Origin of the sequence: Prevotella sp. P5-108 (assembly GCF_002251385.1) — a bacterium.
Taxonomy (GTDB): domain Bacteria; phylum Bacteroidota; class Bacteroidia; order Bacteroidales; family Bacteroidaceae; genus Prevotella.
In genome coordinates this window covers 1-26902 of record NZ_NPJJ01000008.1, presented here as the reverse complement: position 1 = coordinate 26902, position 26902 = coordinate 1, and the positions used below count along the sequence as shown (strand labels likewise).

Here is a 26902-nt window from a genome sequence, read left to right as displayed (position 1 = left end):
TCCGTTACGAGCCGATAGAGATGGTCAGCACGTTGGTAAAGGTGGTCTCGGCGCCGCCCAAGATATGCTCGGCATCGCCCAAGATATGCCCGGCGCCGCTCTTTGTACACTCTGTATTGTTGTCGTTACTCACAGCATGGCTGCCCTGGGTGCCAGCTTTCCCCACGGTCTGCAGCGACAAAGCCCAGACTCTTGCGAGCCAGGGCTTTGTCGTCTGTGGGAAAAAGAGGTTATGCTATAGGGTGATGAGGTTATGCTATAGGGTGATGAGGTTATGCTATGGAGTGATGAGGCTATGCTATAGGGTGATGAGGCTATGCGCCTGCTGTGTGGGCGCGGTGGTGTGGGGCTACTCGATGATGATGTTCAGCCCGTCGTCGCCCTCGTGCTTGTCGGTGGTGGCAGGCTTGGGTCTCTTCTTGAGTTTGCCGTGCTCGTCGAACAGTCCGTAGGTGGTGCGCAGCACGATAAACTCGGTGCGGCGGTTCAGCTGGTTGGCTATCTCCTGCTTGTCCTTGTCCAGATGGCTGATAAACTCTTCGGTCAGCACGTCGCCCTCCTTGAGCCACGTGAGCCGCTCGGTGAGCTTGCGCCGTATGGTCTTGGGCTTCTCCTTGCCGTAGCCTACGGGCGTGAGCCGGTCGCGGGCTATGCCCTTGGCGGTGAGATAGTCGACCACAGCCTCGGCGCGGCGCTGCGAGAGCCGCTTGTTGTACTCGGCGCTGCCCTTGTAGTCGCAGTGGGCGCTCAGTTCGATGGTCACATTGCCGTTCTCGTTGAGCAGCGTCACCAGTTCGTCGAGCGCCTTGGTCGACTCGGGACGCAGCGTGGCCTTGTCGAAGTCGTAGAAGATGTTGTCTATCAGCACCGGTGCGGTGATAGATACCAGCGGGAACTGCAGCACCGTCTCTTCCGACTCTTCGGTGGGCCGTACGGTGAGCTCTTCCTTATGGTTGAGGAAGCCCTTGCAGGTGGCGAGCATCACATAGCTCACTCCGGGCTTGACCACCTGGATGAACGAGCCGTCGCTCTTGAGCGTCAGTCGGCGGTTGGTGCCGTCGTTGCCGACCATGTAGACCTCGGCCTGCGGCAGTTCGTATCCCTCGGCCTCGTAGACCCATCCCTTGACGGTGTTGACCACCTCGGGGTTTTCAAACGCGTATATATGGTCCCATCCGCGGCCGTCGCCACGGTTGGACGAGAAGTAGCCCCGGTTGTGTGGTCCCTCAAAGGTCATGCCGAAGTCATCGCCGTGGGAGTTGAGCGGGTAGCCGGGGTGGGAGAGTTCGTAGCGTCCTTGAGCGTTGACTTTGGCAATGAAGATATCCAGCCCTCCCAGTCCGGGATGACCATTGCTTGAGAAATAGAGGTCGCCATTGGGACGGAAGGAGGGAAACATCTCGTCGCCAGGGGTATTGATGGGGTCGCCCAGATTTTCCACGCCGCCCAGTCCGACCGATGTGATGCGCACGCGCCAGATGTCCATGCCCCCCTTGCCGCCTGGCATGTCGGAGACGAAGTACAGCCACTCGCCGTCGGGCGATATGGCGGGGTGGGCATAGCTCGACAGCGTGTCGCGGGTGAGCTCCAGCTTGGTGGGCTTGCTCCATGCGGCGTCGCTGCGGTTGGAGGTGACTATCTCTGCATATCGGGGCGACGAGGGGTCGGTCACACACTGGGTGAGATACATCTCACGGCCGTCGGGGCTGATGCAGCACGCTCCCTCGTCGTAGGCGGTGTTGAGGCCGCCGCTCACGGGCTCGGGCTTGGACCACTTGCCCTTGTCGTCCTTGACCGAGACGAAGATGTCGGCATTCTTGGTGCCCGTGATGCCACTCAGTTCGTCGCCCTCGGCCTCGTTGCGCGTCGAGGAGAAGTAGAGGTGGTCCAGGGCGTCGCCTGCCAGCACCGGGCTATAGTCGGCCCGTCGCGAGTTGAAGACATCCATCCTCTTGACCTTGTATCGCGAGCCCGCCTGCTTGACGGCGGGTGCGTTGAGCGCCGCCTGCAGTCCGCTCTTGGCCAGCTCGTTGTCGGGCATCGAGTCGAGCACTGTCCTGAACATGTCGGCAGCCTCCTTGTACGACGCACTCTTGAGCAGCTGTCGGCCATAAGCCAGACGGTCTTCGAGCCCCGCCTGTCCGTATCTGAGGGCATTGGCGTAGGCAGAGTTGGCTCGCTGCGACTGGTTGATGCGCTCATAGCAGCGTGCCATCTTGAGCGCCACCTTGCCGCGCTGTTCCCGCTCCTTGGGCGAGAGCTGTCGGTAAGCCTTGCGATACTGCACGGCGGCATCATAGTATTCGCCCAGTGCCTGGTGCTTGTCGCCTTTGCGCACGGCACGCTCGGCACCACAGCCGCTCAAGGAGAGCAGCGTAGCGACAAGGATGAGAGTATATAATAGGTGTTTCATCTTTGAGTCTTTTACAAAGATAACGCCGGAATTGGCGATTTATTGCCCCAGGGTCAGTCTATTCCTAACCAGTAGCGGCTCCAGGGCAGGCGACCGAGGCACCATACTGCGGCATAGGTGGTGGCGGTGGTGCTGAGGGCTATCATCGGCACCAGGGCAGCCACGGGCGCAGCGCCGTCGTAGAGGTCGTGGAAGGCGTTGAGTATCATGATGTGGGCCAGATACATGGCGTAGCTGCACGTAGATACCGAGATGACCAGCCGGCCTATGGTCGAGGTGGCGCTGAGGTGTACGCGGCTTAACGCGCCAAAGGTGCCGAGCGTCATCATCATCACGTTGACGGAGCAGAAGTCCCATGGTATCTCAAGCTCTACGGCATCCTTGGCAAAGGAGTCGAAGTAGAGGAAGGTCTGGGCAGTAAACAGATAGCCCACCACCAGCAGTGCCATCGACACCGACAGTCGCGGACATCCGTAGCGTCGCAGATAGTGGCCCAGGATGAAGTAGCCGCCGAAGCCGGTGTAATAGTAGAACGCCGGGGTGATGTTCCACGACGCCTCGCCCCACAGCGCGATGCCTGCATGGTGCAGATAGGGCAACAGGGTGGTAAGCATCCACAGCGCCAGATAGCCCTGGAGTTCGCGCTTGCCACACTGGCGCAGCCAGGGCGAAACGATGGGCGCCAGCAGATACACGCCGATGAGCATGTAGATATACCAGAGGTGGCCCACCTCGACTCCGTAGTTGAGCGGGATGCGGCACACACTGGCGATGCAGGTGGCGATGCCGTCGCCGCTACGCAGCATGAAGTAGACGGCATAGGCCACGCACCAGAACACCCACGGGAAGAGGATGCGGGTGAAGCGGCGGCGGAAGAAGGTGGCGGTAGAGGTGGAAACGGGCAGCAGCAGATAGCCCGAAATCGTTACAAAAAGCGGCACACAGATGCGTGCCACGCTGTTTATCCATGTCAGCAGCGGGATGTTGGCATGGATGACGCTCAGGTTGTCTCCGATGTAGTAATACTCGCTGGCGTGCTGCCACAGCACCAGCACGATGGCGACCACTCTGATGAGGTCGAGCGCCACATTGCGCGTAGGTTTGCAGGTAGAGGTCATTATTGTGTCTTGTTGTCGTTGTTGAGAGGCTGTCGCCAGTCACATCCCTCGCGCCAGCGGCTGCAACCATAGGCGGTCTTGCCCTTGATGATGGTGCCCTGGCCACACTTGGGGCAGGGGCGTCCCACCATGGGGTCGGCGGGCTGTGGGCCGGGTGCAGGTGTGACGGGCTTGGGGGTAGAGTCGGCGGCTTTGGGTTTGGCGTCGGCGGGCTTGGCTGCCGGCTTGCGGGGTGCGGTCTTGCGCTTGGCAGGCTTCTTCTTGAGGTCCTCGTCGGTGGTCACGGTGACACGCCGGTTGGAGTTGTCGCGCAGCACATCGTTGACGATGTCGGTGATTTGCACCTTGAGTTCGTTGACAAACTGCGAGGCGTCGTACTTCTTGTGCTCTATGTCGCGCAGCTTCTTCTCCCAGATACCCGTGAGCTCGCAGCTGGTGAGCAGCCGCTCGTGTATCATGTCTATCAGCTGTATGCCGGTGGGCGTGGCTATGAGGTTCTTGCGCTCGCGGCGTATGTAGTGGCGCTTGAAGAGCGTCTCGATGATGCCGGCTCGCGACGACGGGCGTCCGATGCCGTTCTCCTTGAGCGCGGCGCGCAGTTCCTCGTTGTCCACAAACTTGCCTGCCGTCTCCATGGCTCTCAGGAGCGTGGCTTCGGTGTATGGCTTGGGTGGCGTGGTCTGCTTCTCGGTAAGAGTAGGCGTGTGTGGACCCTCTTCGCCCTTGACAAAGGCTTCGAGCGTGCGCTCTTCGTCGTCTTTCTCGGCCTCGTCGTCCTTATGGGTGTCTCGGGCATAGACCTGACGCCATCCGGGGGCAAGAATTTCCTTTCCAGACACCTTGAAGTCTATCTTGTCTACGGCTCCCGTCACCGTGGTGGTGGCGAAGGCGCAGTCGGGGTAGAAGGCGGCGATGAAGCGGCGCACGATGAGGTCGTAGACATTGTGCTCGAGGTCGGTGAGTCCTCTCGCCTCCTGTCCGGTGGGAATGATGGCGTGGTGGTCGGTCACCTTGGAGGCGTCGAAGATACGCTTGGGCTTGATGAGGGGCTTCCCGGCTATCGGTCGCATCAGTTCGTGATAGCTCTTGAGCCCGTTCATGATGCCTGGACACTTGGGATAGATGTCGTCGGAGAGGAATTGGGTGTCGACACGAGGGTAAGTAGTGAGCTTCTTCTCATAGAGAGACTGGATAATGTTAAGCGTCATCTCGGCAGAGTAACTGAACTTCTTGTTGCAGTCTACCTGGAGCGAGGTGAGATCGTAGAGGTGGGGTGGGGCTTCGGTTCCCTTCTTCTTCTGCACGCCTGTCACTCTGAAGGGTTTGCCCTCGATGGTGGCAAAGGCCTGCTCGCCCTCTTCGCGGGAGGTGAACTTGCCCTGTGTCGCAGTAAACTGAGTGTTGCGATATATCGTCGCCAGTACCCAATATGGTTCGGGTTTGAACTGGTCTATCTCCTTCTGTCGGTTAACGATAAGTGCCAGCGTGGGAGTCTGCACTCGGCCGATGCTCAGCACCTGTCGGTTCTGTCCATACTTGAGCGTATAGAGTCGGGTGGCGTTCATACCCAGCAGCCAGTCGCCCACGGCTCGCGAGAGTCCGGCCAGGTAGAGCGAGTTGTAGTCTTCCTGCTCGCGCAACTTGGCAAAGCCTTCGCGTATGGCCTCGTCGGTCATCGACGATATCCACAGTCGCTTGACGGGGCAGGTGGCTTTGGCCATCTGCATCACCCACCGCTGTATGAGTTCACCCTCCTGTCCGGCGTCACCGCAGTTGACGATGCTGTCGGCCTGGGTCATGAGTTTCTGGATGACTGCAAACTGCTTCTTGATGCCCTGGTCGTCTATGAGCTTGATGCCGAATCGTGGCGGAATCATGGGTAGCGCGGCAAGGCTCCAGTGCTTCCAGTTCTCGGCGTAGTCGTTGGGCTCCTTGAGGCAGCACAGGTGGCCGAAGGTCCACGTCACCTGATATCCGTTGCCCTCCATGTATCCGTCGCGCGCCGAGGTGGCGCCAATGATGCGGGCAATGTCTTTGGCCACACTGGGTTTCTCTGCTATACAAACTATCATTTGTCTTGTCCTTAATCTTTGCTGTGGTTGCAAAGTTACTAATTAATGGCGAAACGGACAACTTACTGCCCTTTTCTCTTTCCTGTGCATCAATAATATATACAAAAAAGCTGGAGGTACTCTCCTGCTTGGTGAGAGTAATCTCCAGCTTTGCAGAGGCATCCTCCAGCGTCGGGGAGATGTCCTCTATATGTGTTGGGGTGGTGGCGGTGACGGCAGTGGCTCAGGCGCGTTTCCACTTGAGCCGCAGGCTGTTGAGTACCACGCTCACGCTGCTCATGGCCATCAGTGCACTTGCCCACATGGGCGTAATCTGGAAGTCGGTGACGGCGTAGAGGGCTCCGGCGGCAAGGGGGATGCAGACGAGATTGTAGATGAACGCCCAGAAGAGGTTCTGGCGAATCATGCCTACCGTCTGGCGCGACAGACTGAAGGCTTCGGCTATGCGGCGCAGGTCGTTGCCCATGAGGGTGACCTGTGCCACATCCATCGCTACATCGGTGCCGCGGCCCATGGCTATGCCCACGTCGGCGGCTGCCAATGCCTGACTGTCGTTGATGCCGTCGCCCACCATCGCCACATGCCTGCCCTCGGCCTGCAGACGGGCCACCATGTCCTGCTTGTCCTGCGGCATGACGCGGCTGTGCCAATGGTCTATGCCAGCCTGCTTGGCCCAGTAGGCGACAGCCTCGTCGCGGTCGCCGCTCATCATGTAGATGTCTATACCCTGACTCTTGAGTTGCGCGATGGCCTCGCGGGCGTGGGGCTTCAGACTCTCGCGTCGGCTTACGTCGTCGCTGTCGGCGGCATCGGCGGCAGGGAGAGTGAGGGTGCCCGTCTTGTCGATGACGATGGCATCGATGTGGCGCATGGTCTCGAGCGCGGTGGCGTCCTTGATGAGTATGCCCATGCGCGCTGCACGCCCTATGCCCACCATGAGTGCTGTGGGGGTGGCGAGTCCCATGGCGCAGGGACAGGCGATGACCAGCACCGACACCGCCGACATGACGGCTCGGGGCAGCTGGCTCATGCCGCCGATGGCGAGCCACACCACGAGGGTGAGCGCCGAGAGGGCAAGCACCGTGGGCACGAAGATGGCGGCTATCCTGTCGACTACACGCTGCACGGGAGCCTTGGAGCCCTGGGCCTGCTGCACCATGCGGATGATCTGTGCCAGCATGGTCTTGCTGCCTACCTCGCGGGCGGTGAAGCGCAAGGCGCCGCTGACGACGATGGTGCCCGCCAGCACGCGGTCGCCGGCATGCTTGGCTACTGCCTGGGGCTCACCGCTTATCATGCTCTCGTCTATCGTCGCTGTGGTGTCGCCCCAAGCGGTGACCACGCCGTCGACAGCCACTTTCTCTCCGGCTCTCACCTCGACGCAGTCGCCGGGTTGCACAGCCGCGAGAGGCATCTCGACGAGAGCGTCGCCGCTCACCACGCGCGCTGTCTTGGGAGCCAGACCCATGAGCGATCGTATGGCTGAGGCTGTGCTGTGCTTGGCGCGCTCCTCGAGCATGCGGCCCGTGAGCACGAAGGTGAGTATCATGACTGTGGCATCATAGTAGGTGTGCCACTCCATGCCCGAGGCAGTCCATACGTCGCCCCAGAAGGTGTTGAAGAAACTGAAGCCGAAGCTGATAATCGTGCTCATCGCCACGAGAGTGTCCATGTTGGCTGTGGCATGCAGCGTCTGTCGCCATGCTGAGCGATAGATGTCGCGTCCGCACCACACCATAGCCGCCAGAGCTATCAGCATGGATAGCTGGTTGGCTGCATCGGCGCTGCCCGTCTCTATCCACCCCATGCCTATGGTCATGCAGAGCAGCGAGAGCAGCCACGCCACCGCCACCTTGCGTCTCAGGCGCTGATACTGCCGTCGCTCGATGGCTTCTACGTTGCGGTCTTGCTCTATCACCAGGTCGTAGCCCGCCTGGGCCAACCGCTCCTTCATCGCCTGGGGCGAGGTGAGGCGCTCGTCGTAGGTCACTGTCACGGTGCGGGCGGCGAGGTTGACGCTGGCTGTCGTCACGCCCTCTATGCGCGAGAGGGTGCGCTCTACGGTGCCGGCACATCCGGCACACATCATGCCGAGTACGGCTATCGTGCGTGTAGTCATATCCTTATACCTTATTATATATATGTTATTACCTTATTATATATATAGGGTCGACGCCAAACACCATGAGGGTGACAGCGACGACGATGGGTGCAAAGTTACACAACTCTGCGCAGAATGCAAACGGTTGGGACTGGAAATCAGAGGTCAGTGCCACACTTCGCGCCATGACTCCCTATGCCACAGGTGGTGTAGCCAGGCGTAGGGACGGCGTTGCTGCGGGTAGTGCGGGTTGTACTGGTTGGCGTAAGCCTCGCGCTCAAAGGCGAGGTTGGCATAGCTCTTGTAGCCGTCACGGCAATAGGCCAGACGGAGCAGCCACTCGACGGCATACCACAGGTAGAAAAAGATGTAGAGCATCTCGCGCTGCTGCAGGGTGTGTATATACTCGTGACGGGTACTGACACTATTCAGCGGACCTTTAGCGAAAACGACGCCAAAGAGGTTGATGGCATAGAAACTCTTACCTAAAGGCAGGTGGTTGACACAATATACTCTCATGACAATAACTTTAGCCTTGCGGCGCAATACACATTCATTGAATACACTGCTGCAAATGTATTACTTTTTTGTGAAACCGCTCCATTTTTCCCCTCTTTTTTTCTATCCATCATTACTTTTATCGTGTTGGGGAATGGGGTGGGCGTGGCGGCCATCATCGCTGTGACGACGAAGATGGCGACCGCGATGCATGTAAGAGTGTTAAATTTATCGTTAAACGATAATAAAACTGGCGTTTTGCTTGGTGGTTACAGAGATAATCTCTACCTTTGTCATATCGTTATTCGATAAATAATATACAATTAACAATAAGTTATTAATAATTATCAAGAAAACAGATGAAACGTAAGTTCAACTTCTATTGTATTCTGCTGTTGATAGCTGTGGCTTTCTCTCTCTTCACGGCTGCCCAGCACTTTGTCGAAGGCTTTAACAGCGGTTATGCCGACGCCACCCTTGAGTTTCAGGACCGTGCCACGGGCAAGACCTGCAAACCCTACATTCTGGACTTGCGTTCGCACAACCCGGCACGCCGCGAACTGGCGATGACCAACACGATGACTGGCAATACCGACTCGCTGCGCGTGAGCAAGGTGACCGCTTGGGTGGTCGCCGAAGGCACGGGTAGCACGCCGGTGCTGGTCACCATAGGCAATATGCTGGTGCTGCTGGCGATGTCGGGTTGTTGTTTAGCTTTCTGGGTAGTCTTCATCCGGCTGGTGCTTGCTGTAAACCGAGGTGAAGACTTCGGCGAGTCTGCCACTCGTCGGCTGCGGCTGATGGGTTGGTACATCATAGCCATCTATCTGGGCGAATGGCTGTTGCTGGCCTTTGACACTACGCCCGCCGTGGCCTATGCCGGCTACGACGTGAGCCTCCACAGCGAGATAGACAGTATGCTGCTCGTCATAGGGTTGGGCTTGCTCATGGTGAGCCAGCTCTTTGCCGTGGGCCAGAAGATGAAAGAAGAAAACGACCTTACCATATAAACAGTACCAATCATGGCAATCATAGTAAATGTAGACGTGATGATGGCCCGGCGCAAGATGTCGTCGGGCGAGTTGGCCGAGCGGGTGGGTATCACTCCCGCCAACCTCTCGGTACTCAAGACGGGCAAGGCCAAAGCCATACGCTTCACCACCCTTGAAGCCATTTGTCAGGCTCTCGACTGCCAGCCCGGCGATATACTCGAATATCGTGCCGACGATGACGGTCAGCATGCCCCTTGAGGTCAAGTCAGGTGATGTATTCACCAGTTGGCCGCCGGCTGTTGGCTCAAGGGCTTTTCTCACCACGCCGACCACCCCGTCAACCATCATTTCCGCCAACTGAGGAAGCGAAATCGCGCCAACTGAGGAAGTGAAATTGCGCCAACTGAGGAAATAAAAATGCGCCAACTGAGGAAATAACAGAAAAAAGATGTATATTTGCAACTGTAAATCAAATCATTTGAAGATATGGAGTACAAACATAGAATCGCAGACCAAATGCTTGCAAAGAAGTTGGCAAGCAAAGGAGCCATATTGATAGAAGGTCCCAAGTGGTGCGGGAAGACCACCACCGCCGAACAGCAGGCAAACAGCATCTTGTATATGGATAATCCTACGTCGTTGGCAACCAATCTGGAGATGGCGGAGATTGACGCTTCCGTGTTGCTGGATGGCGATACTCCGAGACTGATTGACGAGTGGCAGTTGGCGCCGAAGCTGTGGGATGCCATAAGGTTTGAGATTGACCATAGGCGCGAGGTTGGGCAATTTGTCTTGACAGGTTCTGCCGTTCCCGCGGAAGAAAAAGAGATACACCACTCTGGCACAGGACGGTTCAGCTGGTTGACCATGCGTCCAATGAGCCTCTATGAGTCAGGAGAGTCAAATGGCGGTGTTAGCTTGGCTCATCTGTTTGGTACTCCTGAAAAAATCGTCGCCGTAAACAAGCTGAAGATAGATGATATTGCCTTCTTGATTTGCCGTGGTGGCTGGCCCTTCGCATGCAATTTGCAAGGCGAGGCTGCCCTGGCGCAAGCGTTCGATTATGTGGACGCCATTATCAAAAAAGATATTTCCCGAGTGGATGGAGTTAACCGCAATAGTACGACAACGAGGCTGCTTTTGCGTTCATACGCCCGTAACCAAGGTTCGCAGGCAACCATCGGAACTATAGTGGCAGACATGATGACCAATGATGAAAATGAAATAAGCGTAAAGACGGCAGGCGGTTATTTGGAGGCATTGCGAAAGATATTTGTCATAGAGGACTCTGAGGCTTGGAACCCCAACCTCCGCTCAAAGACAGCCATCCGCACGGCCAACACCCGATACTTCATAGACTCTTCGATAGGCACCGCAGTATTGGGACTTGGTCCAAATGACCTTATTGGCGACCTCAACACTATGGGGCTCTTCTTTGAGACCCTGTGTATCCGTGACTTGCGGGTATTTGCAGATGCGCTGGATGGTGCGGTGTATCATTATCGAGACAAGAACGGGCTGGAATGTGACGCCGTGATACATCTCCGTAATGGAAAATACGGACTTGTTGAGGTTAAGCTGGGTGGTGACAGGCTCGTCAATGAAGGTGCTGCCAATCTTTTGACTCTTAAGGAAAAAATAAATACAGAAAAGATGAACGAGCCCTCCTTCATGATGGTGCTTACAGGTACAGGCGATTATGCCTATCGAAGAAAAGATGGCGTATTCGTAGTTCCCATTGGATGTCTGAAAGACTGAAGCAGACAAGAAAACAATCTCATAAAGGCCCACCCTGACGAGGATAGCCTCTACCATCATCGTGGCACTCTGGACGGAAACAATTAATCAACAAAATAACCCTACAAATGAAAATTAAAATGTTAATCGCGGCACTCGCCATCTCAGGTATGACCTCTGCCCAAACACTCAAAAGCGGCATTGACAAGGCCAACATGAACCTTGAAGTCAAGCCCGGTGAAGATTTCTACCAGTTTGCTGCCGGCGGCTGGCTCAAGAGCCATCCACTCGACGCCGTACACCCCATGAACGGTTCGTTTACCGATTTGGACGAGCAGAACAACGACCGCATACGCGACCTCGTGAAGGAGTATGCCGAGAAGCACATGCCCCAGGGCACAGTGGGCCAGAAGATTGGTTCGCTTTACCGTATGTATATGGATACGGTGGCTCGCAACCGTATGGGCTACGAGCCCATCAAGCCCGCCCTCGCCAAGGTGGCTGCCATCAAGAACCGCAAGCAGTGTGAGCGCGTGATGTACGAACTGGGTGCCAAGGGCTACGGTACCATGCTCTTCGGCTTCGGACTGGGTCAGGACGCCATCAACTCTGACCAGTACATCTTCGGTGCCAACCAGGGTGGCATCGGTCTTGACCCCGAATACTATACCCAGCCCAATGAGCAGCAGAAGGCAGTGGTGGCCGCCTACAAGAGTCTGATGAAAGACCTCTTCAAGATGGTGGGCAACAGCGAGGCCATGGCTGAGAAGAAGATGCAGGCAGCCTTCGCCATCGAAGACCAGATAGCCCGCCAGAGCTACGACCAGGTGAAGAGCCGCGACCCTCAGGCCAATATCCACAAGATGAGCTGGCAGGATCTGCTGCGCGACTATCCCGGCATCGACTGGAAGCAGCTCTGTCTGGCTTATGGCTATCCTTCCGACATTGACTCTGTCGATGTAGGTCAGCCCGAGCCCATCCACGAGGTAGAGAAGATACTCGCCACCGCCGACCTCTTCGCCCTCAAGGCCACTCTGGAGGCCAGCGTCATCAGTTCGTCTGTGAGCCTGCTCTCCGACGACTTCGTCAACCGCCGTTTCGAATACACCAAGGCCGTCTATGGCGTCAAGGAGCAGCAGCCCCGCTGGAAGCGCGGACTGGGATTTGTCCAGGGACTCATGGGCGAGTCTATCGGCAAGCTCTATGTCGCCAAGTACTTCCCCGAGAGCAGCAAGCAGAGAGTGGTGGAGATGGTACACAACCTGCAGGACGCCTTCGCCCAGCGCATCGGCGAGAGCACATGGATGACCGATGCCACCAAGGCCAAGGCCATAGAGAAGCTGCGCAGTATGCGTATCAATATAGGTTATCCCGACAAGTGGCAGAACATGGAAGAGTACGTGCAGATAGACGAGAGCAAGAGCCTGCGCGCCAACTACGACGAGATTATCCCCGCCCTGCGCCGCCGCAGTCTGGAGAAGAAGTGGCGCAAGCCTGTCGACAAGACTGTTTTCGCCTGCAATCCCCAGATGGTCAACGCCTTCTATGCCCCAACCTTCAACAGTATCAACTTCCCGGCAGCCATCCTCCAGGCTCCGTTCTTTGACGCCGAGGCCGACGACGCCGCCAACTATGGCGCCATAGGAGCCGTCATCGGCCACGAGATGAGCCACGGCTTCGACGACCAGGGCTGCCAGTTTGACAAGAACGGCAACCTGAACAACTGGTGGACCGACGAGGACAAGGCCAATTACAGCCAGCGCACCAAGGTGTTGGCCGACTGGTTTAGCGCACAGGAGGTACAGCCCGGTCTGAAGGTCAATGGCGAGAAGACCCTTGGCGAGAACATCGGCGACAACGGCGGTATCAACGTGGCATTCCGTGCCCTGCAGAACGTGATGGCCAAGCAGCCTCTGCCCGAGAAGGACGGCTACAGCGCAGCCCAGCGCTTCTTCCTCTCCTATGCCCGCATCTGGGCCAGCAATGTGGCTCCGCAGTTTGTGGCTTACCTCGTCAACAGCGACGTACACTCGCCCAACCATCTGCGTGTCAATGCCGCTCTGCCCCATATCGACGCCTGGTATGAGGCTTGGAACATCCAGCCCACCGACCGCCTCTATCTGGCTCCCGACAAGCGCGCCCACATCTGGTAATCACTCGGTGTGAACCGACCGCATAAGCATGGCTCCCGTCTGCCCCAAGAGAGGCAGCGGGAGCCTTTTGGGTAGCCACGGTGATGACGGCGCCGTCATCTACACCTTAAATTATAATAATAGGGGAAACCCTATTGCGATTTAGGGGAAAAACCATGGCGGTGACGGTGGAATTGGTTACTTTTGCAACCATAACAGCAACTAAAACCAGTGAAGGGAATGAGGAAACAATACGCAGCAATAGCCGCTTCGACGCTCCTGGTGATGAGCGGATGCGGCACCTACGCCGGACAGGGCGCCTATACCGGTGCCACCTTCGGCTCGATATTGGGTAGTGCCATCGGTGGCATCAGCGACGGACCGCGCGGTCACGACATGGGTACCATCGTGGGCATGGCGGGTGGTGCCGTGCTGGGTGGCATCATCGGCAACGCCGCCGACCAGCAGCGACAGCAGGGCTATGACAACGGCGGATATGCCAGCCGTCGCCAGCGTCAGCGTGACTATGACGACGACACCTATACCAGCCGTCAGCGGCGCCAGCGTCCACGCGCCCAGCAACCCGTGACCACCCAGCAGAGCGAAGCCGGATATGGCAGCGGTTTCGACGAGAACAACGGCGGCGACGACCGCATCGAGTTCACCCCCGGCGATGGCGGTAACAGCGAGAAGGGCACCAAACCCACGCAGGTGCTGCCTGGTTCGTCGAGCGTGGAGAATATCGCTGAGGGCATAACCTATACGCCGACGATAGAGATACGCAACGCCCGGTTTGTCGATGCCAATGGCGACAACCGCATAAGCCGCAACGAGCTGTGCAAGGTGGTCTTTGAGGTCTACAACAACGGCCGCCAGACCATCTATGATGTACAGCCCATGGTGGTCGAAGCCACCGGCAACCGCCATATCTTCATCTCGCCCGGCGTGCATGTGGAGAAGATTGCCCCCGGATGCGGCATACGCTACACCGCACTGGTCAAGGCCGACAACCGCATCAAGGTCGGTAACGTGAAGTTGTGCATCTCGGTCATCGAGGGCAACAACCACAAGATATCCAAGGTCAACGAGTTTAATATCGCCACCTGCAAATAGACAGGAGGCCGAAATAACCACACGGCGTGCCCGGGACGTGAAGAGAAAAAACGTTCCGGGCATGTTGTTTTTCGTCCCTTTCGTTTGGGGATTGATGATTAAAGCCTTAACTTTGCATAACAATCTAAATTAAAGACGTAATGAACAAGAAAATCATCACTTTGCTGATACTGGTGGGACTGTTTATGACAGCGCTCACCGCCAGCGCCCAGGTGGCCTTTGACTGGCCCTACAAGACAGTGGATGGCACTATTGTCACCCAGGTTCCCGAACGTCCTGCCGGCCAGCAGCCCGCACTGGGACTCACCGCACCCAAGCTCAAGGTGGTGCGCGTGGGATTTGTAGGACTGGGCATGCGCGGTCCCGACGCCGTGCGCCGCTTTACCCATATCAACGGCACCCAGGTGATGGCCCTCTGCGACCATGAGCGCGAGCGCGCCGACACCTGCAACACCATTCTGCGCGCCGCATCCATGCCCCCGGCAGATATATATTATGGTGAGGACGGATACAAGAAGTTGTGCGAGCGCAAGGACATCGACCTGGTGTATATCGCCACCGACTGGCTCCACCACTTTGTTGTGGCCAAGTATGCCATGGAGCATGGCAAGCACGTGGCCATCGAGGTGCCGTCGGCCATGAACCTGCGCGAGATATGGTCGCTCATCGACCTCAGCGAGAAGACCCGCCTGCACTGTATGATGCTTGAGAACTGCTGTTATGACTTTTTCGAGCTCAACAGCCTCAATATGGCGCAGCACGGAGTGTTCGGCGAGGTGCTCTATGTGCAGGGTGCCTATCGCCATGACCTCTCCCAGTTCTGGGATATGTACTGGAAGAAGGACGCCAATGACCGTCTGGGCTGGCGCTTGGACTTCAACCAGAAATTCCGGGGCGATGTATATGCCACCCACGGTCTGGGCCCCATCGCCCAGGTGCTGGATATACACCGCGGCGACCGCATGAAGACTCTCGTGGCTATGGATACCAAGTCGGTGAACGGTAAGGCATGGGCAGAGAAACTCTCGGGCAAGCCCTGCGAGAAGTTTGCCAACGGCGACCACACGACCACCCTCATCAGCACCGAGAACGGCAAGGTTATCGAGATACACCACAACACCATGACGCCCCAGCCCTACAACCGCATGTACCAGCTCACAGGTACCAAGGGCTTTGCCAACAAATATCCTACTGAGGGCTACGCGCTCTCGGGCGATGAGATGAAGAACAGTGGCGTGCGCCCGTCGGCCGACAATCTCTCGGGCCACTCCTATATGCCCGCCGCCGACCGCCGTGCGCTCACCAAGAAATATGAGAGCCCCATCGTGACCCGCTATCTGGCTCAGGCCAAGAAGGTAGGCGGCCACGGCGGTATGGACTACATCATGGACAGCCGTCTGGTCTACTGTCTGCAGCACGGGCTGCCTTTCGACATGGATGTCTATGACCTGGGCGAATGGTGCTGTCTGGCAGAGCTCGGTTCGCTGTCGATGGACAATGGCAACAAGCCGGTAGAGGTGCCCGACTTCACCCGCGGCCACTGGAACGATGTGAAAGGCTACCGCCATGCTTTTGCCACACCCGAAGAGGAGGCACAGGTAGATGCCGAGTCTGCCGCCTTCACCGAGAAGCTCAAGGCCAAAGGCGCCAAGTACTGGCAGAAGCACAGCAAGTAGATAACCGGGCGCAAGCCCCACGATGATAGCCACCGCAGCCAGAGGCTCCGGTAGCATAGCATTATCCGCAATGCCCATAGACAGGCATTGCGGATATTTTATTAGGCCCAACCGCCCGCCTCCAATTCTCCCGAAACCTCTGCCGACCGCAAATAACCTGACTTCGCGACCTGATATGGCCAAATCGTGGCCCGCAAAGAATAAATACCGTCACGCAATGACTAAATCCAACCTCGCAATCAATATGGAGTGGGTCATGGTATGCACTATTTAGCCTCAGTGGCTGGATATATGGGCTGAGGCTATTGGTTTAATAGCTCTTTATCTGTCAGGAAATCCAATAAGCTAATGGTCAGAATACCAAATTCGTCTTCCTTACGATGGATGTCGTCACCAACAATGACTATTTTTCGAAAGTGGTCGTTGATTGACAGTAACGGACGGCTCTCTTGGGCCTCTTTCTCAGTCGTGGGCATGTGGTAAGCCGACTGGATATACACTCTATATGGAGGGCGGTTTACCACGAAGTCAACCTCCAGCATTCTTCTGACAAACTTTCCGTTCTCGTCCTTGCCCCCAAGTTCAACCAACCCAACATCCACATTATATCCACGACTGCGGAGCTCATTGTAGATAATGTTTTCCATAATGTGTGTTTCCTCTTGCTGACGATAGTCGAGAATAGCTGCGCGGATGCCAATATCGGCAAAGTAATACTTGGATTCGGTACCAATATACTTTCTGCCTTTCACGTCGTAGCGCAAGGCCTCCTCTATCAAGAATGAGTCTTCCAGATATTCAATATATAGCTTTATCGTATCTCGCTTTATGGACACGCCTTGTGCAGACTGAAATGTGTTGGCTATTCTCGTTGGATTGGTAGACGAACCTATTCCTGAAGCTAATACTCGCACAAGTTCTTTCATTCCTTCAGGGTTGCGCAAATGGTTGCGCTCTATCACATCACGGAGATAGGTAGTTTCATACAGATTATGCAAATAATCGGTTTTTTTTTCTTCTGTTTCCAGCAAAGCCACCTGCGGGAGTCCTCCAAAAGTATAGTAATCCAACCATGCCTTGCGTATGTCGCCGCCAAGACCCTTGAAATACTCATCGAAGGTGAGAGGCCAGATGCGTATTTCGTCACCTCTGCCACGAAATTCCGTTACGATATCGCTCGACAGGAATCTGGAGTTTGACCCCGATACATACACATCCACATTCCTTATGTGGGTTAAACTAAGGATAACCTCTATGAAATCTTCCACCAGTTGTACCTCATCCAAAACAATATAAAAAGGATTGCCATCATCAACTAACTTGGAGTCTATATAGTCAAGTAGAGCATCAGGTTTTCTCAGTCGTCGGTTTCGGAAGTCATCAAGTTGTATCTCGATGATGTGGCTGCCAGTCACTCCATGTTTCAACAGCCAGTTGTGCCAGATATTGAACAGCAGAAAGGACTTTCCGCATCGTCTGACACCCGTAATAATTTTCACAAGTCCGTTTCCGCGTCCTGCGATAAGTTCATTCAAGTATTTCTTACGTTCGAATATCATATTAGGGTACATTTTTTGATACCAGTATCATATTTTACACCGCAAATATACTGCTTTTATATGAAAAGGATGCCTAAACGATGCGAAAAAACGTTCGGCAAGTGTTAGAAACAATTGTTGTTATACCAAAAGCGATGTTGTCGCCACTGTTTCTGATTAAAGAACATTCTATAGTCAATTTGGAAGCAACCAATAAGGTCATGGCATGCACAAACTGAGCCTCATGGAGCCCATGGATGGCCTCGAAATTGTAAAAACAGTCAAAATTGGTATAGAAAAACAATAAAAAGTTTGTTTACTGTACCAGTTTTGACTATCTTTGTGGCATGATTATGGACTTAGAGCATATTGGCAACATTCCAGTAAGCACCGCCACGGTGGCATCTCTATTCCCGGAAATGTCGGCAGGTAATCAAAAGGTGCTTCAACTTGAGACGGCAGGCAAGGTGATACGTCTTAAGAGAGGGCTATATGTGATAGCCCCCAAGGTATCGCGGGTGAGCCTGTCAACAGAGTTGATAGCCAATCATCTCTATGCTCCTTCGTATGTGTCCAGACAGACAGCCTTGCGCTATTACGGACTGATACCCGAGGCAGTCTATACCACCCAGTCGATGACGATAAAGCACTCCCGCCACTTTGATACCCCCGTGGGGTGCTTCGAGTATCAGATGATTTCGCGCGAGGCCTTCTCTGTAGGCGTGACAAGTATCAACCAGCATAGCTACTCGTTTCTGATGGCTACACCCGAAAAGGCGCTGTGCGACCTGATAGCCAATTCTCCTAATGTCAATCTCCGCTATCTGAAGGATGTTGAGGCTTATCTGGAAGGTGACATCCGCATGGACATAGATGACTTCCTGCGTATGGATGTAGGTGTCTTTGAGCGGTATGCACAAGTCGGGAAAAAGGGAAAATCGATAGAAACTCTGATAAAATATATGAAGAAATGAGCACAAACGAAATATACAATCAGATGTTGTCGGTCTATGAACTTACGACCGAACAGCAGAGGCGCAATGCCATCTTCGAGGTCAATCAGCAGGTAATCCTTGCAGGGCTGTATAATGGGGGCTTCTTTGACGAGGCAGCCTTTTATGGCGGCACCTGTCTGCGTATCTTCCATGGTTTGCAGCGCTTCTCTGAAGATATGGACTTCTCGCTCGTCTCTCCCAATGACCACTTCGACTTTACCCGATACTTCCAGCCGATAGTCAATCAGTTTGCCCTCGTCGGTCGCGAGGTTGAGATCAAGAAGAAAGACAAGAAGAACTTTGACAAAGTGGAGTCTGCCTTCTTGAAGGATAACACTGATGTCTATGATATCACCTTCCAGACGGAGAAAACGGTAAAGATAAAGATAGAAGTAGACACGCAACCACCATTGAAGTTTGATACCGAACAGAAACTGCTTCTCCAGCCACAGTCATTCATGACACGATGCTTCACTCTGCCAGACCTGTTTGCAGGCAAGATGCACGCATTGCTGTATCGGGTGTGGAAGAATAGGGTGAAAGGCCGTGACTGGTATGACTTCGAATGGTACGTTCGCCACAATATTCCTCTTGACTTTGCCCACCTGCATGAACGGGCCTTACAGTTCAATCAGGAGGATATCACCAAGGAGTCGTTTCTGGACAAGCTGAGCGAGCGACTGGCATCGGCAGACATCAAGCAGGTCAAGGCAGACGTGCTGCCCTTTGTCCGCAATCCCAAGGAACTTGACATCTGGTCAAACGACTATTTCCTGCAACTGACCAAGATGGTGAAATGGACCACTGAAGACTGATGCCGCGGTCATGGCGATAGTGGCTGCCTCTGTAACGAGAGGTATGCCAAGGGCCAGGCTCGCCCCCCGAAATCGCAGCAATAACAATAAAGGCAAGCACCTCTGTCATGGGTGCTTGCCTTTATTGCTGCTGTGGTCTGGAGTCTATGGATGGTCAGCCAGGTGGCGTCGCTGCCGTCGGCGGGGTGATGGCGGGCGGGGCGGAGGCGTGGGGTAGCGGGCTGTTATTTCTTGGTCTTCACGCTGCCGTTCTTTCCCAGCACGAGGGTGGTGGCTTTCAGACTGCGCTTGGTATGGTCGAAGATGGTGGACGGATTGATGCGCACGCCACGGTACTTGACCTCGAAGTGCAGGTGCTCGGTGGTGGCCCGGCCCGTGCGCCCTGTGAGTCCGATGACGTCTCCGGCCTTGACCTTGTCGCCTACCTTGACCAGATTCTTGTACTGGTGGGAGTAGAGCGTCTCAAAACCGAAAGCGTGGCGGATGATGATGCAGTTGCCGTAGCCCGAGAAGGGGGCTGAGCGGGTGACGACGCCGTCGAAAGCAGCCACGATGTTGTCTTTGGGCTTGGTCTTGAGGTCTACGCCACTGTGGCGCCGTCTGCCGCCATAGGGGCTGATGACCTTGGCACCCGGGAGCGGGTAGGCCCAGTGCTCCTCCTCTATCTGGGTAAGGTCGAGCTCGAAGCTGCTGCTGTTTTCAAACGGGTTGGTTTCCTCGTCGGGGTCGAGGGTCAGTCCGCGCTTCTCGTTGCTCTCTCCTTCGATGTGGGTTATACGGATATTGGCGCCGCGCTTCTCGAACGCCAGCACCTGACGGTAGAGTCGGTGGTTGCGGGCATTGACGATGGTGGCGGGGTTGACGCGTGAGCCGTTGACCATGATGAAGAAGCGGCAGAGACCCTGCTCGCCGTCGTTGCCGATGATGGCGATGGTCTGTCCGGCCTTTACCGTCTGTCCGCTCTGCACCAGGTTCTGCGCATTGTTTTCATAGACAGTCTCCAGACCATTGTCGTGGCGTATCACGATGACATTGCCGTGGCGGTCCATCTTTCGCGCGAGTCGTACGCAGCCGTCAAACATGGCCTTGACGGCATCGCCCTTCTTGGAGGTGATTTCCAGTCGGTCTTCCTTGTCAGAGAGCGTAGCCTTGCCCACGGGCAGCGGGAAGCTGTAGGCTCGGTCGCCCATGCTGGTGAAGTCGATGCTGAAGGCTTTGCTCTTGTCAAAGAGTCCGGGGGTGCTGATGCTTATCTGCTGGGTTTCGGCTGGGGTGAACTTGATGTTGGCTGGGGTGGATGCCGACAGCAATGTCGCCAGCAGGGCCCATGTCAGTGTATGCTTGATGTTCATATATATAAAGGTAGACTTTTAGGAGTAAGGGTTAATGGTCGGGGTGTGGAATGTCATTGCATCAGGATGCCGGTGTAGATGCGTCCGGAGTCGATGCCGAGACGGCGCGCCGAGAAGTAGTCGTCGGCATGGTCGAAGGTACAGATGCCGGCATGGTGGATATGCTCGGGCACCACGCCGCAACCGATGAGCTCCCGGATATTGATGCCGGGCAGGTCAAGGTGCCACTTGGTGTGCCACTCGGCGGTCTCGGTGAGGTCGAAGCCGGCCTGCAAGAACTGGTCGTAGACCTCCTGTCCCACTTCAAAGTTGGCAAGCGAGATGCCTGGTCCTACCACGGCGCGCAGCCTGTCGGGGGTGGTGCCGTAGTGGAGTTGCATGGCCATGACGGCACGCTGGCAGATGCGCTGCAGGGTGCCGCGCCATCCGGCATGGATGGCGGCGGTGGCGCGGGCCACGGGGTCGTAGAGCAATACAGGGATGCAGTCGGCGGTGGAGACTCCGATGCACACGCCGGTCATCGAGGTCGTCACCATGTCTACTCCGTCGAGTATCTTGTCGCGCACGACGTCGCTCATGTCGAGCAGTTCGGGCGCCACGGCGCGGTGCTCGATTCCGTGGACCTGGTGGGGGAGGACGATGTGGGAGGCGGGCAGTCCGAGCCTGTCGGCCAGCAGCTGGCGGTTGCGTGCCACGTGGTCGGCGCTGTCTCCGCAGTAGGGGTTGATATTGAACGAGGCGTAGTTGGCCTCACTCACGCCGCCATGTCGGGTGGTGGAGAAGGCTGTGACCCCTTCGCCGAGGTCATAGCAGAGCAGACGGGGTTCAGTCTTGCTGGTCATCATAGTCCTCCTCGTCGTATTCGAAATCTTCCAGGTCTTCGATATCTTCGATGTCGTCTTCATCGACAAACTCGATATCCTCGCCCTCGTCGTGGAGTTCTTCGGCAAAGCGGCTCATATCCTTGTCGCGGTGCACCAGCGTGTCTTCGGCGGTGATGTCTGCCAGCTTGTTGCTCTCGCTGTTGAGCTCACGCCACAGGATATCCTTGAGCTCGGGCAGTCCCTTGCCGGTGACGGCAGAGATGAACACCACGGGGAGATCGTCGGGCAGAGTCTCGCGCAGCATGTCGATGAGCTCGTCGTCGAGCAGGTCGCACTTGGTGACCGCCAGCACGCGGTGCTTGTCGAGCATCTCGGGGTTGAACTGCTGCAACTCCTTGAGCAGCACTTCATATTCGCGCTTGATATCGTCGGTGTCGCCAGGCACCATGAAGAGCAGCAGCGAGTTGCGCTCGATGTGGCGGAGGAAGCGCAGTCCCAGTCCCTTGCCCTCGCTGGCTCCCTCGATGATGCCGGGGATGTCGGCCATGACAAACGACTGGTGGTCATGATAGTCTACGATGCCCAATGAGGGCTCGAGGGTGGTAAAGGGATAGTTGGCTATCTTGGGCCGTGCGCTCGAAAGCGACGAGAGCAGGGTGGACTTTCCGGCGTTGGGCAGACCTACCAGTCCGACGTCGGCAAGCAACTTGAGCTCGAGGATGATGGTCATCTCCTCCATCGGTTCGCCCGGCTGTGCGTAGCGAGGAGCCTGGTTGGTGGCTGTGCGGAACTGGAAGTTGCCCAATCCGCCGCGTCCGCCCTTGAGCAGCAATACAGTCTGTCCGTCGTAGTTGACGTCGCACACGTATTTGCCCGTCTCGGCGTTGTAGACCACAGTGCCGCAGGGCACGTCGATATAGATGTCCTTACCATCGGTGCCGTGACACTTGTCGCGGCCACCATTGCCTCCATGTTCGGCAAATACGTGACGCTGGAACTTGAGGTGGAGCAGCGTCCAATAGTTGTGATTGCCACGGAGGTAGATGCTTCCTCCGCGTCCTCCATCGCCACCGTCAGGACCACCATTAGGGTTGTACTTCACGTGGCGCAGGTGCATACTGCCGCGTCCGCCCTTGCCCGAGCGACAACAGATTTTTACATAGTCAACGAAATTGGATTCTGCCATAATTATAATAGATGATAAGGAGGTGGTGAAAAGTGGAGTCTAATAAAACGAAAAAAGGTTGAAGCGCCGTGTCGTGCTTGTCGTATCTATCTGCATAGGTACGCCTGTCGGCACGCTGCTTCAGCCTTTTATGATATTACAAATTGTCGATGACGGCAGTGATGTCGCCAAAGATGCGGTCGAGCTCACCCAGACCGTTGATGTGGTGGTGTATGCCTTCTTTGGCGTACCATTCAATGAGGGGAGATGTCTGGTTGTGATAAACGTTGAGGCGTTTCTTGATAGTCTCTTCGTTGTCATCGCTGCGTCCGCTCTGCTGTCCGCGGAGTAGGAGACGCTTCATCAGCTCGTCTTCGGGAACGTCGAGCTCAATCATGGCAGCCACCTTGTGTCCGCGCTCAGCCAGCATCTTCTTGAGGGCTTCAGCCTGGGGGATGGTGCGGGGGAATCCGTCGAAGATGACTCCCTTGTGCTCTTTGCCGAAGCTGTCGTATACGCTGGCAAGGATGTCTATCATCAGCTCGTCGGGGATAAGCTGTCCCTGGTCGATATAACTCTTGGCGGTCTTGCCCAGCTCGGTTCCGTTCTTGATTTCATTGCGTAGCACGTCGCCGGTAGAGATGTGCTCAAAACCGTACTGAGCAATCATCTTGTCGCTTTGGGTGCCTTTGCCCGAACCGGGGGCACCGAAAATAACTATATTCTTCATCCTTCTACTAATGTATAAATGTCTCTGAGGTTACGACCCTCCTGGTCGTAGTCAAGTCCATAGCCCACGATGAAATCGTTGGGGATTTCCATGGCTGCATACTCTATGTTGAGGGGTATCTTCAGTTTCTCGGGTTTGAGCAGCAGCGTACAGATGTGCAGCGAGTTGGGGTTGCGGGTACCCAGGGTGTCGAGCATGCGCTCCATGGTCTTGCCAGTGTCTACGATGTCTTCGACGATGATGACGTCGCGTCCGGTTATGTCTTCGTTGAGTCCCATCACTTCGACCACCTTGCCTGTAGAGACGGTGCCTTCATACGATGCCAGCTTGACAAACGATATCTCGCATGGGATAGTGATGTGGCGCATCAAGTCGGCGGCAAAGACAAACGAGCCGTTGAGCACGGCCAGGAGCAGGGGCTTCTTGCCCTCCATGTCATGGTTGATCCTGTCGGCGACGGCCTTGACGCGTTGCTGGATTTCGTCCTCGCTAATAAACGTTTTGAACCTTTTGTCCTTAATCTGTACGATACTCATGAGTATGAATTTAATAATTTCTCGACAAAATTACAAAAAATATAGGAAAACAGCTACGATAGTTAGTCATTTTTTCGTATTTTTGCAAGGTATGAAAATATTTACGAGCAGACAGATAAAGGAGTGGGACAGATATACCATCGAACACGAGCCCGTGAAGAGCATCGACCTGATGGAACGCGCGGCGTCGGCAGTGGCCGATGAGATAGCCCGACGCTGGGTGCCCATGAGGGTAATCGTCTTTGCCGGACCTGGCAATAATGGCGGTGATGCCCTGGCTGTGGCGCGCTTGCTGGCCGAGCGCAGTTTTACCGTGACGGTCTATCTCTTCAACATCCACAACAACCTCTCGCCCGACTGTGCCGCCAACAAGAAACGGCTGGTCGAAAGCGTCAAGGTGGAAAATTTTGTCGAGGTAAAGGTAAACTTCGACCCGCCCGTGCTCGATGCCGATACGCTCGTTGTCGACGGACTCTTCGGGGCTGGGCTCGACAAGCCTCTCGCCGGAGGTTTCTCCTCGCTCGTCAAGTATATCAACCAGAGTGAAGCGCCCGTGGTGAGCATCGACCTGCCTTCGGGCCTGATGCCCGAAGACAATTCGAGCAACGTCAGAGCCAACATCGTGCGCGCCACCCTTACCCTCACTTTCCAGCAGCTCAAGCTCTCGATGCTCTTTGCCGAGAACCAGCCCTATCTGGGCGAGGTCAAGGTGCTCGATATCCGTCTCTCCAAGTCTTTTGCAGAGAGTAAGGACAGCCGCTTCTCGCTCGTCGAGGAGGGAGAGTTGCGCTCGTTTCTGCGCCGTCGTTGGCCTTTTGCCCACAAGGGAGAGATGGGCCATGCGCTGCTGATAGCCGGCAGCTACGGCATGTCGGGAGCGGCGATACTGTCAGCCCGAGCCTGTCTGCGCTCGGGAGTGGGCAAACTGTCGGTGCATACGCCCAAGGCCAATTATACCGTCATGCAGATGGCGGTGCCCGAGGCGGTGCTGCAGATGGATGCCAGCGAACTCAGGTTTACCGAGGCGTTAGACACCATAGCCTATTCGGCCATGGGTGTAGGTCCCGGACTGGGTACCGACGAGACTACGGCCCTCTCGCTCATATCCCAGCTGCGCCGAGCCAACTGCCCGGTGGTCATCGACGCCGATGCCATCAACATACTGGCTGCCCATCGCGCTTGGTTGCAGCAGTTGCCCAAGGACTGCATCCTCACGCCCCATCCCAAGGAGATGGAGCGCCTGTTGGGGGCGGCGTCGCACGACAGCTGTGAACTGCTCAACCGCGCATCGGAAATGGCAGCGCGCCTCCAGGCATACATACTGCTCAAGGGACACTACACCGCTCTGTGCCTGCCCTCGGGACAAGTGATATTCAACACCACGGGCAACGCTGGAATGGCTACTGCCGGATGCGGCGACGTGCTCACGGGCGTCATCACCGGACTTCTGGCGCGGGGCTACCAGCATCAGCAGGCCTGCATGCTGGGTATGTATCTCCACGGACTTGCCGGAGACCTGGCAGTGCGCACCAAGGGAATGGAGAGCCTCGTGGCGAGCGACATTGTGGACTCCCTGCCCGCAGCGTTCCGCTACATCGAAGACTGATAACATCATAGACAATACAAAAGCAAATTATAACACACGCAATGAAAAAGTATATCCTTTCGGCGCTGATGCTGCTTGCCGGCATGGGCGTTTCCCTGGCCCAACAGACTGTGGCCGGAACCACTTACTTTCTGCCCAAGACGGCGCTGAGATTTGCCGTCAAGGTAGAGAAGACCACCTACACCCCCGGACAGTTTGCCATGTACGCCTTCCGCTACATGAAGAAGAAGGACGTGGCGCTCCATCCCGCCGAGACCTATAGGGTGGTAGACATCCGCATGAACACCATCGGTGTGCCCGATTCTACCAAGCAGTTTACCCTCAATCTGGATAAGAAACTCAGCATCAGCGAGGTAGACCGCGACGAGAGCGGACTGCTGCTCGCCATCAATGCCAAGGGACGCCAGGTGGCGCTGCCCGAGCGGTTTGTGCCTGCTCCCAAGCAGCCGCAGCCCAATCCCAACGACTATATGAACGAGGATATCCTCTCGGCTGGAAGCACCGCCAAGATGGCTGAGCTCACCGCCAAGGACATCTATGACATCCGTGAGAGCCGCAACCAGCTCGCACGCGGTCAGGCAGACTTTATGCCCAAAGACGGCACCCAGCTGCGCATCATGATGGAGAACCTCGATGCTCAGGAGCGTGCGCTGTTGCAGACCTTTGAGGGAACCATGGTGAGCGACACCGTCGAGACCATCATCACCTTTGTTCCCCAGCCCGACGAGGAGCGCAGCGTGCTCTTCCGCTTCTCCCAGCATCTGGGTATCACCGATGCCGACGACTTGGCGGGTACACCTTATTATATAATGGTGGCTCCAGAGGGCAATGTGCCCGAAGGCGGACCTGCCGAGAAGGAGTCCAAGGACAATTTCGGGCTCTGCGTCAACATCCCCGACAAAATCCAAGTCACGCTCACCCACGACAGCCGTATCGTGAAGACCTATGAGTGCTACGCCGGACAGTTTGGGCGTACCGAGTATCTCAGCGCCGAGCTCTTCGGCAAGAAGAATACCAGCCACATCCTGCTCAATCCTATCAGCGGAAGCATCGAGAAGATAGAGAGCGAGACGCTGAAGTAGCCCAGCATCCCCCGCGGTCATCGGCTGATGGGCGGTCATAAAGTCCTCCGTCAGCCCCTTGCCAACGGGCAAAATGAAGGCCATTGACACGCAATAAGAGATTTTTAATATATTAAAATCGGAAAATGCTATGCATATTTTGTAAAAAGTATGTAACTTTGCAGTCGTAATAGTGAAACAAAAAAGAAGCATTTATATGAAGTGTGTAACTATTTGGTTGAGAAAATGATGTAAAGATTTGAAATTCTGTAAACTTTTTAATCAGTCGGAGGACTGGAGGTGACTATTCCTAAAATTAGTTGACAGAATTGGATGCGATTAACTAATTAGGTTTACTACTTTTATTCAGTTCTCTGTTTTACTTTACAAGTTCTGTTAGTTGAACTGATTTGTTTTACAAGATTTCA

Annotated in this window: 22 protein-coding genes; 10 read left to right on the top strand and 12 right to left on the bottom strand. The window is 55.7% G+C overall.

Annotated elements, in window-relative coordinates; genetic code table 11:
* Nucleotides 1-4: 4 nt before the first annotated feature.
* The 6 genes from CIK95_RS13535 to CIK95_RS01115 all read right to left on the bottom strand — a co-directional run bounded on the left by CIK95_RS13535 (nt 5) and on the right by CIK95_RS01115 (nt 8223).
* Nucleotides 5-133, bottom strand: coding sequence for a hypothetical protein (locus CIK95_RS13535; RefSeq protein WP_256387364.1), 129 nt, complete (start codon nt 131-133; stop codon nt 5-7).
* 216 nt (nt 134-349) lie between these two features.
* Nucleotides 350-2413 carry an OmpA family protein gene (locus tag CIK95_RS01135; RefSeq protein WP_094466038.1) on the bottom strand — a complete coding sequence of 688 codons (2064 nt, stop codon included), beginning with the start codon at nt 2411-2413 and terminating at the stop codon, nt 350-352.
* A gap of 53 nt (nt 2414-2466) precedes the next feature.
* Nucleotides 2467-3531 carry an acyltransferase gene (locus tag CIK95_RS01130; RefSeq protein ID WP_094466037.1) on the bottom strand — a complete coding sequence of 355 codons (1065 nt, stop codon included), beginning with the start codon at nt 3529-3531 and terminating at the stop codon, nt 2467-2469.
* Nucleotides 3531-5603, bottom strand: a complete 2073-nt coding sequence (locus CIK95_RS01125) for a DNA topoisomerase 3 (RefSeq protein ID WP_094466036.1) — start codon at nt 5601-5603, stop codon at nt 3531-3533. Before CIK95_RS01125 ends, CIK95_RS01130 begins: the two co-directional genes overlap by 1 nt.
* A gap of 223 nt (nt 5604-5826) precedes the next feature.
* Nucleotides 5827-7722, bottom strand: coding sequence for a cation-translocating P-type ATPase (locus tag CIK95_RS01120; protein WP_094466035.1), 1896 nt, complete (start codon nt 7720-7722; stop codon nt 5827-5829).
* Between the two features lie 147 nt (nt 7723-7869).
* The gene (locus CIK95_RS01115) at nt 7870-8223 is read right to left on the bottom strand and encodes a hypothetical protein (RefSeq protein WP_094466092.1); all 354 of its coding nucleotides are present in this window, start codon (nt 8221-8223) and stop codon (nt 7870-7872) included.
* Nucleotides 8224-8561: 338 nt separating this feature from the next.
* Between CIK95_RS01115 and CIK95_RS01110 the strand changes: the two genes are divergently transcribed.
* The 6 genes from CIK95_RS01110 to CIK95_RS01085 all read left to right on the top strand — a co-directional run bounded on the left by CIK95_RS01110 (nt 8562) and on the right by CIK95_RS01085 (nt 15852).
* Entirely contained in the window at nt 8562-9212 is a 651-nt protein-coding gene (locus CIK95_RS01110) for a DUF2975 domain-containing protein (protein ID WP_022309497.1), read from the top strand.
* A gap of 12 nt (nt 9213-9224) precedes the next feature.
* Nucleotides 9225-9452 (top strand): helix-turn-helix transcriptional regulator, encoded by a 228-nt coding sequence (locus tag CIK95_RS01105; protein WP_022309496.1) that lies wholly within the window; start codon nt 9225-9227, stop codon nt 9450-9452.
* Nucleotides 9453-9680: 228 nt separating this feature from the next.
* Nucleotides 9681-10952: an ATP-binding protein gene (locus CIK95_RS01100; protein ID WP_022309495.1), complete on the top strand. Its 1272-nt coding sequence runs from the start codon at nt 9681-9683 to the stop codon at nt 10950-10952.
* 107 nt (nt 10953-11059) lie between these two features.
* On the top strand, nt 11060-13084 hold the full coding sequence (locus tag CIK95_RS01095; RefSeq protein WP_094466034.1) for a M13 family metallopeptidase: 2025 nt from the start codon (nt 11060-11062) through the stop codon (nt 13082-13084).
* A gap of 219 nt (nt 13085-13303) precedes the next feature.
* A complete protein-coding gene (locus tag CIK95_RS01090; protein WP_094466033.1) occupies nt 13304-14176 on the top strand; it encodes a hypothetical protein in 873 nt (290 codons plus the stop codon).
* A 140-nt stretch (nt 14177-14316) separates the two neighbouring features.
* Nucleotides 14317-15852 (top strand): Gfo/Idh/MocA family protein, encoded by a 1536-nt coding sequence (locus tag CIK95_RS01085; protein ID WP_022309492.1) that lies wholly within the window; start codon nt 14317-14319, stop codon nt 15850-15852.
* A gap of 302 nt (nt 15853-16154) precedes the next feature.
* On the opposite strand, the gene CIK95_RS01080 is transcribed toward CIK95_RS01085, so the two are convergent.
* Nucleotides 16155-17411 carry an ATP-binding protein gene (locus CIK95_RS01080; protein WP_094466091.1) on the bottom strand — a complete coding sequence of 419 codons (1257 nt, stop codon included), beginning with the start codon at nt 17409-17411 and terminating at the stop codon, nt 16155-16157.
* Between the two features lie 326 nt (nt 17412-17737).
* Here CIK95_RS01080 and CIK95_RS01075 point away from each other — a divergent pair, with 326 nt between their 5' ends.
* A complete protein-coding gene (locus CIK95_RS01075; RefSeq protein WP_094466032.1) occupies nt 17738-18364 on the top strand; it encodes a hypothetical protein in 627 nt (208 codons plus the stop codon).
* Nucleotides 18361-19200, top strand: coding sequence for a nucleotidyl transferase AbiEii/AbiGii toxin family protein (locus CIK95_RS01070; protein WP_094466031.1), 840 nt, complete (start codon nt 18361-18363; stop codon nt 19198-19200). The genes CIK95_RS01075 and CIK95_RS01070 overlap by 4 nt, the downstream gene beginning before the upstream one ends.
* Nucleotides 19201-19424: 224 nt before the next feature.
* On the opposite strand, the gene CIK95_RS01065 is transcribed toward CIK95_RS01070, so the two are convergent.
* From CIK95_RS01065 to hpt, 5 genes are all read right to left on the bottom strand, one after another.
* Entirely contained in the window at nt 19425-20552 is a 1128-nt protein-coding gene (locus CIK95_RS01065; RefSeq protein ID WP_094466030.1) for a M23 family metallopeptidase, read from the bottom strand.
* Between the two features lie 53 nt (nt 20553-20605).
* Nucleotides 20606-21397: a peptidoglycan editing factor PgeF gene (gene pgeF / locus CIK95_RS01060; RefSeq protein WP_254046380.1), complete on the bottom strand. Its 792-nt coding sequence runs from the start codon at nt 21395-21397 to the stop codon at nt 20606-20608.
* Entirely contained in the window at nt 21378-22562 is a 1185-nt protein-coding gene (gene obgE / locus CIK95_RS01055; protein WP_022309486.1) for a GTPase ObgE, read from the bottom strand. The genes pgeF and obgE overlap by 20 nt, the downstream gene beginning before the upstream one ends.
* 136 nt (nt 22563-22698) lie before the next feature.
* Nucleotides 22699-23271, bottom strand: a complete 573-nt coding sequence (locus CIK95_RS01050; protein ID WP_022309485.1) for an adenylate kinase — start codon at nt 23269-23271, stop codon at nt 22699-22701.
* Nucleotides 23268-23807, bottom strand: coding sequence for a hypoxanthine phosphoribosyltransferase (gene hpt, locus CIK95_RS01045; protein ID WP_022309484.1), 540 nt, complete (start codon nt 23805-23807; stop codon nt 23268-23270). The genes CIK95_RS01050 and hpt overlap by 4 nt, the downstream gene beginning before the upstream one ends.
* A 91-nt stretch (nt 23808-23898) precedes the next feature.
* Here hpt and CIK95_RS01040 point away from each other — a divergent pair, with 91 nt between their 5' ends.
* Entirely contained in the window at nt 23899-25413 is a 1515-nt protein-coding gene (locus CIK95_RS01040) for an NAD(P)H-hydrate dehydratase (RefSeq protein WP_094386658.1), read from the top strand.
* A 41-nt stretch (nt 25414-25454) separates the two neighbouring features.
* Nucleotides 25455-26495: a DUF4831 family protein gene (locus CIK95_RS01035; RefSeq protein ID WP_022309482.1), complete on the top strand. Its 1041-nt coding sequence runs from the start codon at nt 25455-25457 to the stop codon at nt 26493-26495.
* Nucleotides 26496-26902 lie beyond the last annotated feature (407 nt).

Excerpts from the sequence above, each read along its gene's own strand:
- CIK95_RS01135 (WP_094466038.1), bottom strand. The coding sequence starts at position 2,413 with ATGAAACACCTATTATATACTCTCATCCTTGTCGCTACGCTGCTCTCC.
- CIK95_RS01130 (WP_094466037.1), bottom strand. The coding sequence starts at position 3,531 with ATGACCTCTACCTGCAAACCTACGCGCAATGTGGCGCTCGACCTCATC.
- CIK95_RS01125 (WP_094466036.1), bottom strand. The coding sequence starts at position 5,603 with ATGATAGTTTGTATAGCAGAGAAACCCAGTGTGGCCAAAGACATTGCC.
- CIK95_RS01120 (WP_094466035.1), bottom strand. The coding sequence starts at position 7,722 with ATGACTACACGCACGATAGCCGTACTCGGCATGATGTGTGCCGGATGT.
- CIK95_RS01115 (WP_094466092.1), bottom strand. The coding sequence starts at position 8,223 with ATGAGAGTATATTGTGTCAACCACCTGCCTTTAGGTAAGAGTTTCTAT.
- CIK95_RS01110 (WP_022309497.1), top strand. The coding sequence starts at position 8,562 with ATGAAACGTAAGTTCAACTTCTATTGTATTCTGCTGTTGATAGCTGTG.
- CIK95_RS01105 (WP_022309496.1), top strand. The coding sequence starts at position 9,225 with ATGGCAATCATAGTAAATGTAGACGTGATGATGGCCCGGCGCAAGATG.
- CIK95_RS01100 (WP_022309495.1), top strand. The coding sequence starts at position 9,681 with ATGGAGTACAAACATAGAATCGCAGACCAAATGCTTGCAAAGAAGTTG.
- CIK95_RS01095 (WP_094466034.1), top strand. The coding sequence starts at position 11,060 with ATGAAAATTAAAATGTTAATCGCGGCACTCGCCATCTCAGGTATGACC.
- CIK95_RS01090 (WP_094466033.1), top strand. The coding sequence starts at position 13,304 with ATGAGGAAACAATACGCAGCAATAGCCGCTTCGACGCTCCTGGTGATG.
- CIK95_RS01085 (WP_022309492.1), top strand. The coding sequence starts at position 14,317 with ATGAACAAGAAAATCATCACTTTGCTGATACTGGTGGGACTGTTTATG.
- CIK95_RS01080 (WP_094466091.1), bottom strand. The coding sequence starts at position 17,411 with ATGATATTCGAACGTAAGAAATACTTGAATGAACTTATCGCAGGACGC.
- CIK95_RS01075 (WP_094466032.1), top strand. The coding sequence starts at position 17,738 with ATGATTATGGACTTAGAGCATATTGGCAACATTCCAGTAAGCACCGCC.
- CIK95_RS01070 (WP_094466031.1), top strand. The coding sequence starts at position 18,361 with ATGAGCACAAACGAAATATACAATCAGATGTTGTCGGTCTATGAACTT.
- CIK95_RS01065 (WP_094466030.1), bottom strand. The coding sequence starts at position 20,552 with ATGAACATCAAGCATACACTGACATGGGCCCTGCTGGCGACATTGCTG.
- pgeF (WP_254046380.1), bottom strand. The coding sequence starts at position 21,397 with ATGATGACCAGCAAGACTGAACCCCGTCTGCTCTGCTATGACCTCGGC.
- obgE (WP_022309486.1), bottom strand. The coding sequence starts at position 22,562 with ATGGCAGAATCCAATTTCGTTGACTATGTAAAAATCTGTTGTCGCTCG.
- CIK95_RS01050 (WP_022309485.1), bottom strand. The coding sequence starts at position 23,271 with ATGAAGAATATAGTTATTTTCGGTGCCCCCGGTTCGGGCAAAGGCACC.
- hpt (WP_022309484.1), bottom strand. The coding sequence starts at position 23,807 with ATGAGTATCGTACAGATTAAGGACAAAAGGTTCAAAACGTTTATTAGC.
- CIK95_RS01040 (WP_094386658.1), top strand. The coding sequence starts at position 23,899 with ATGAAAATATTTACGAGCAGACAGATAAAGGAGTGGGACAGATATACC.
- CIK95_RS01035 (WP_022309482.1), top strand. The coding sequence starts at position 25,455 with ATGAAAAAGTATATCCTTTCGGCGCTGATGCTGCTTGCCGGCATGGGC.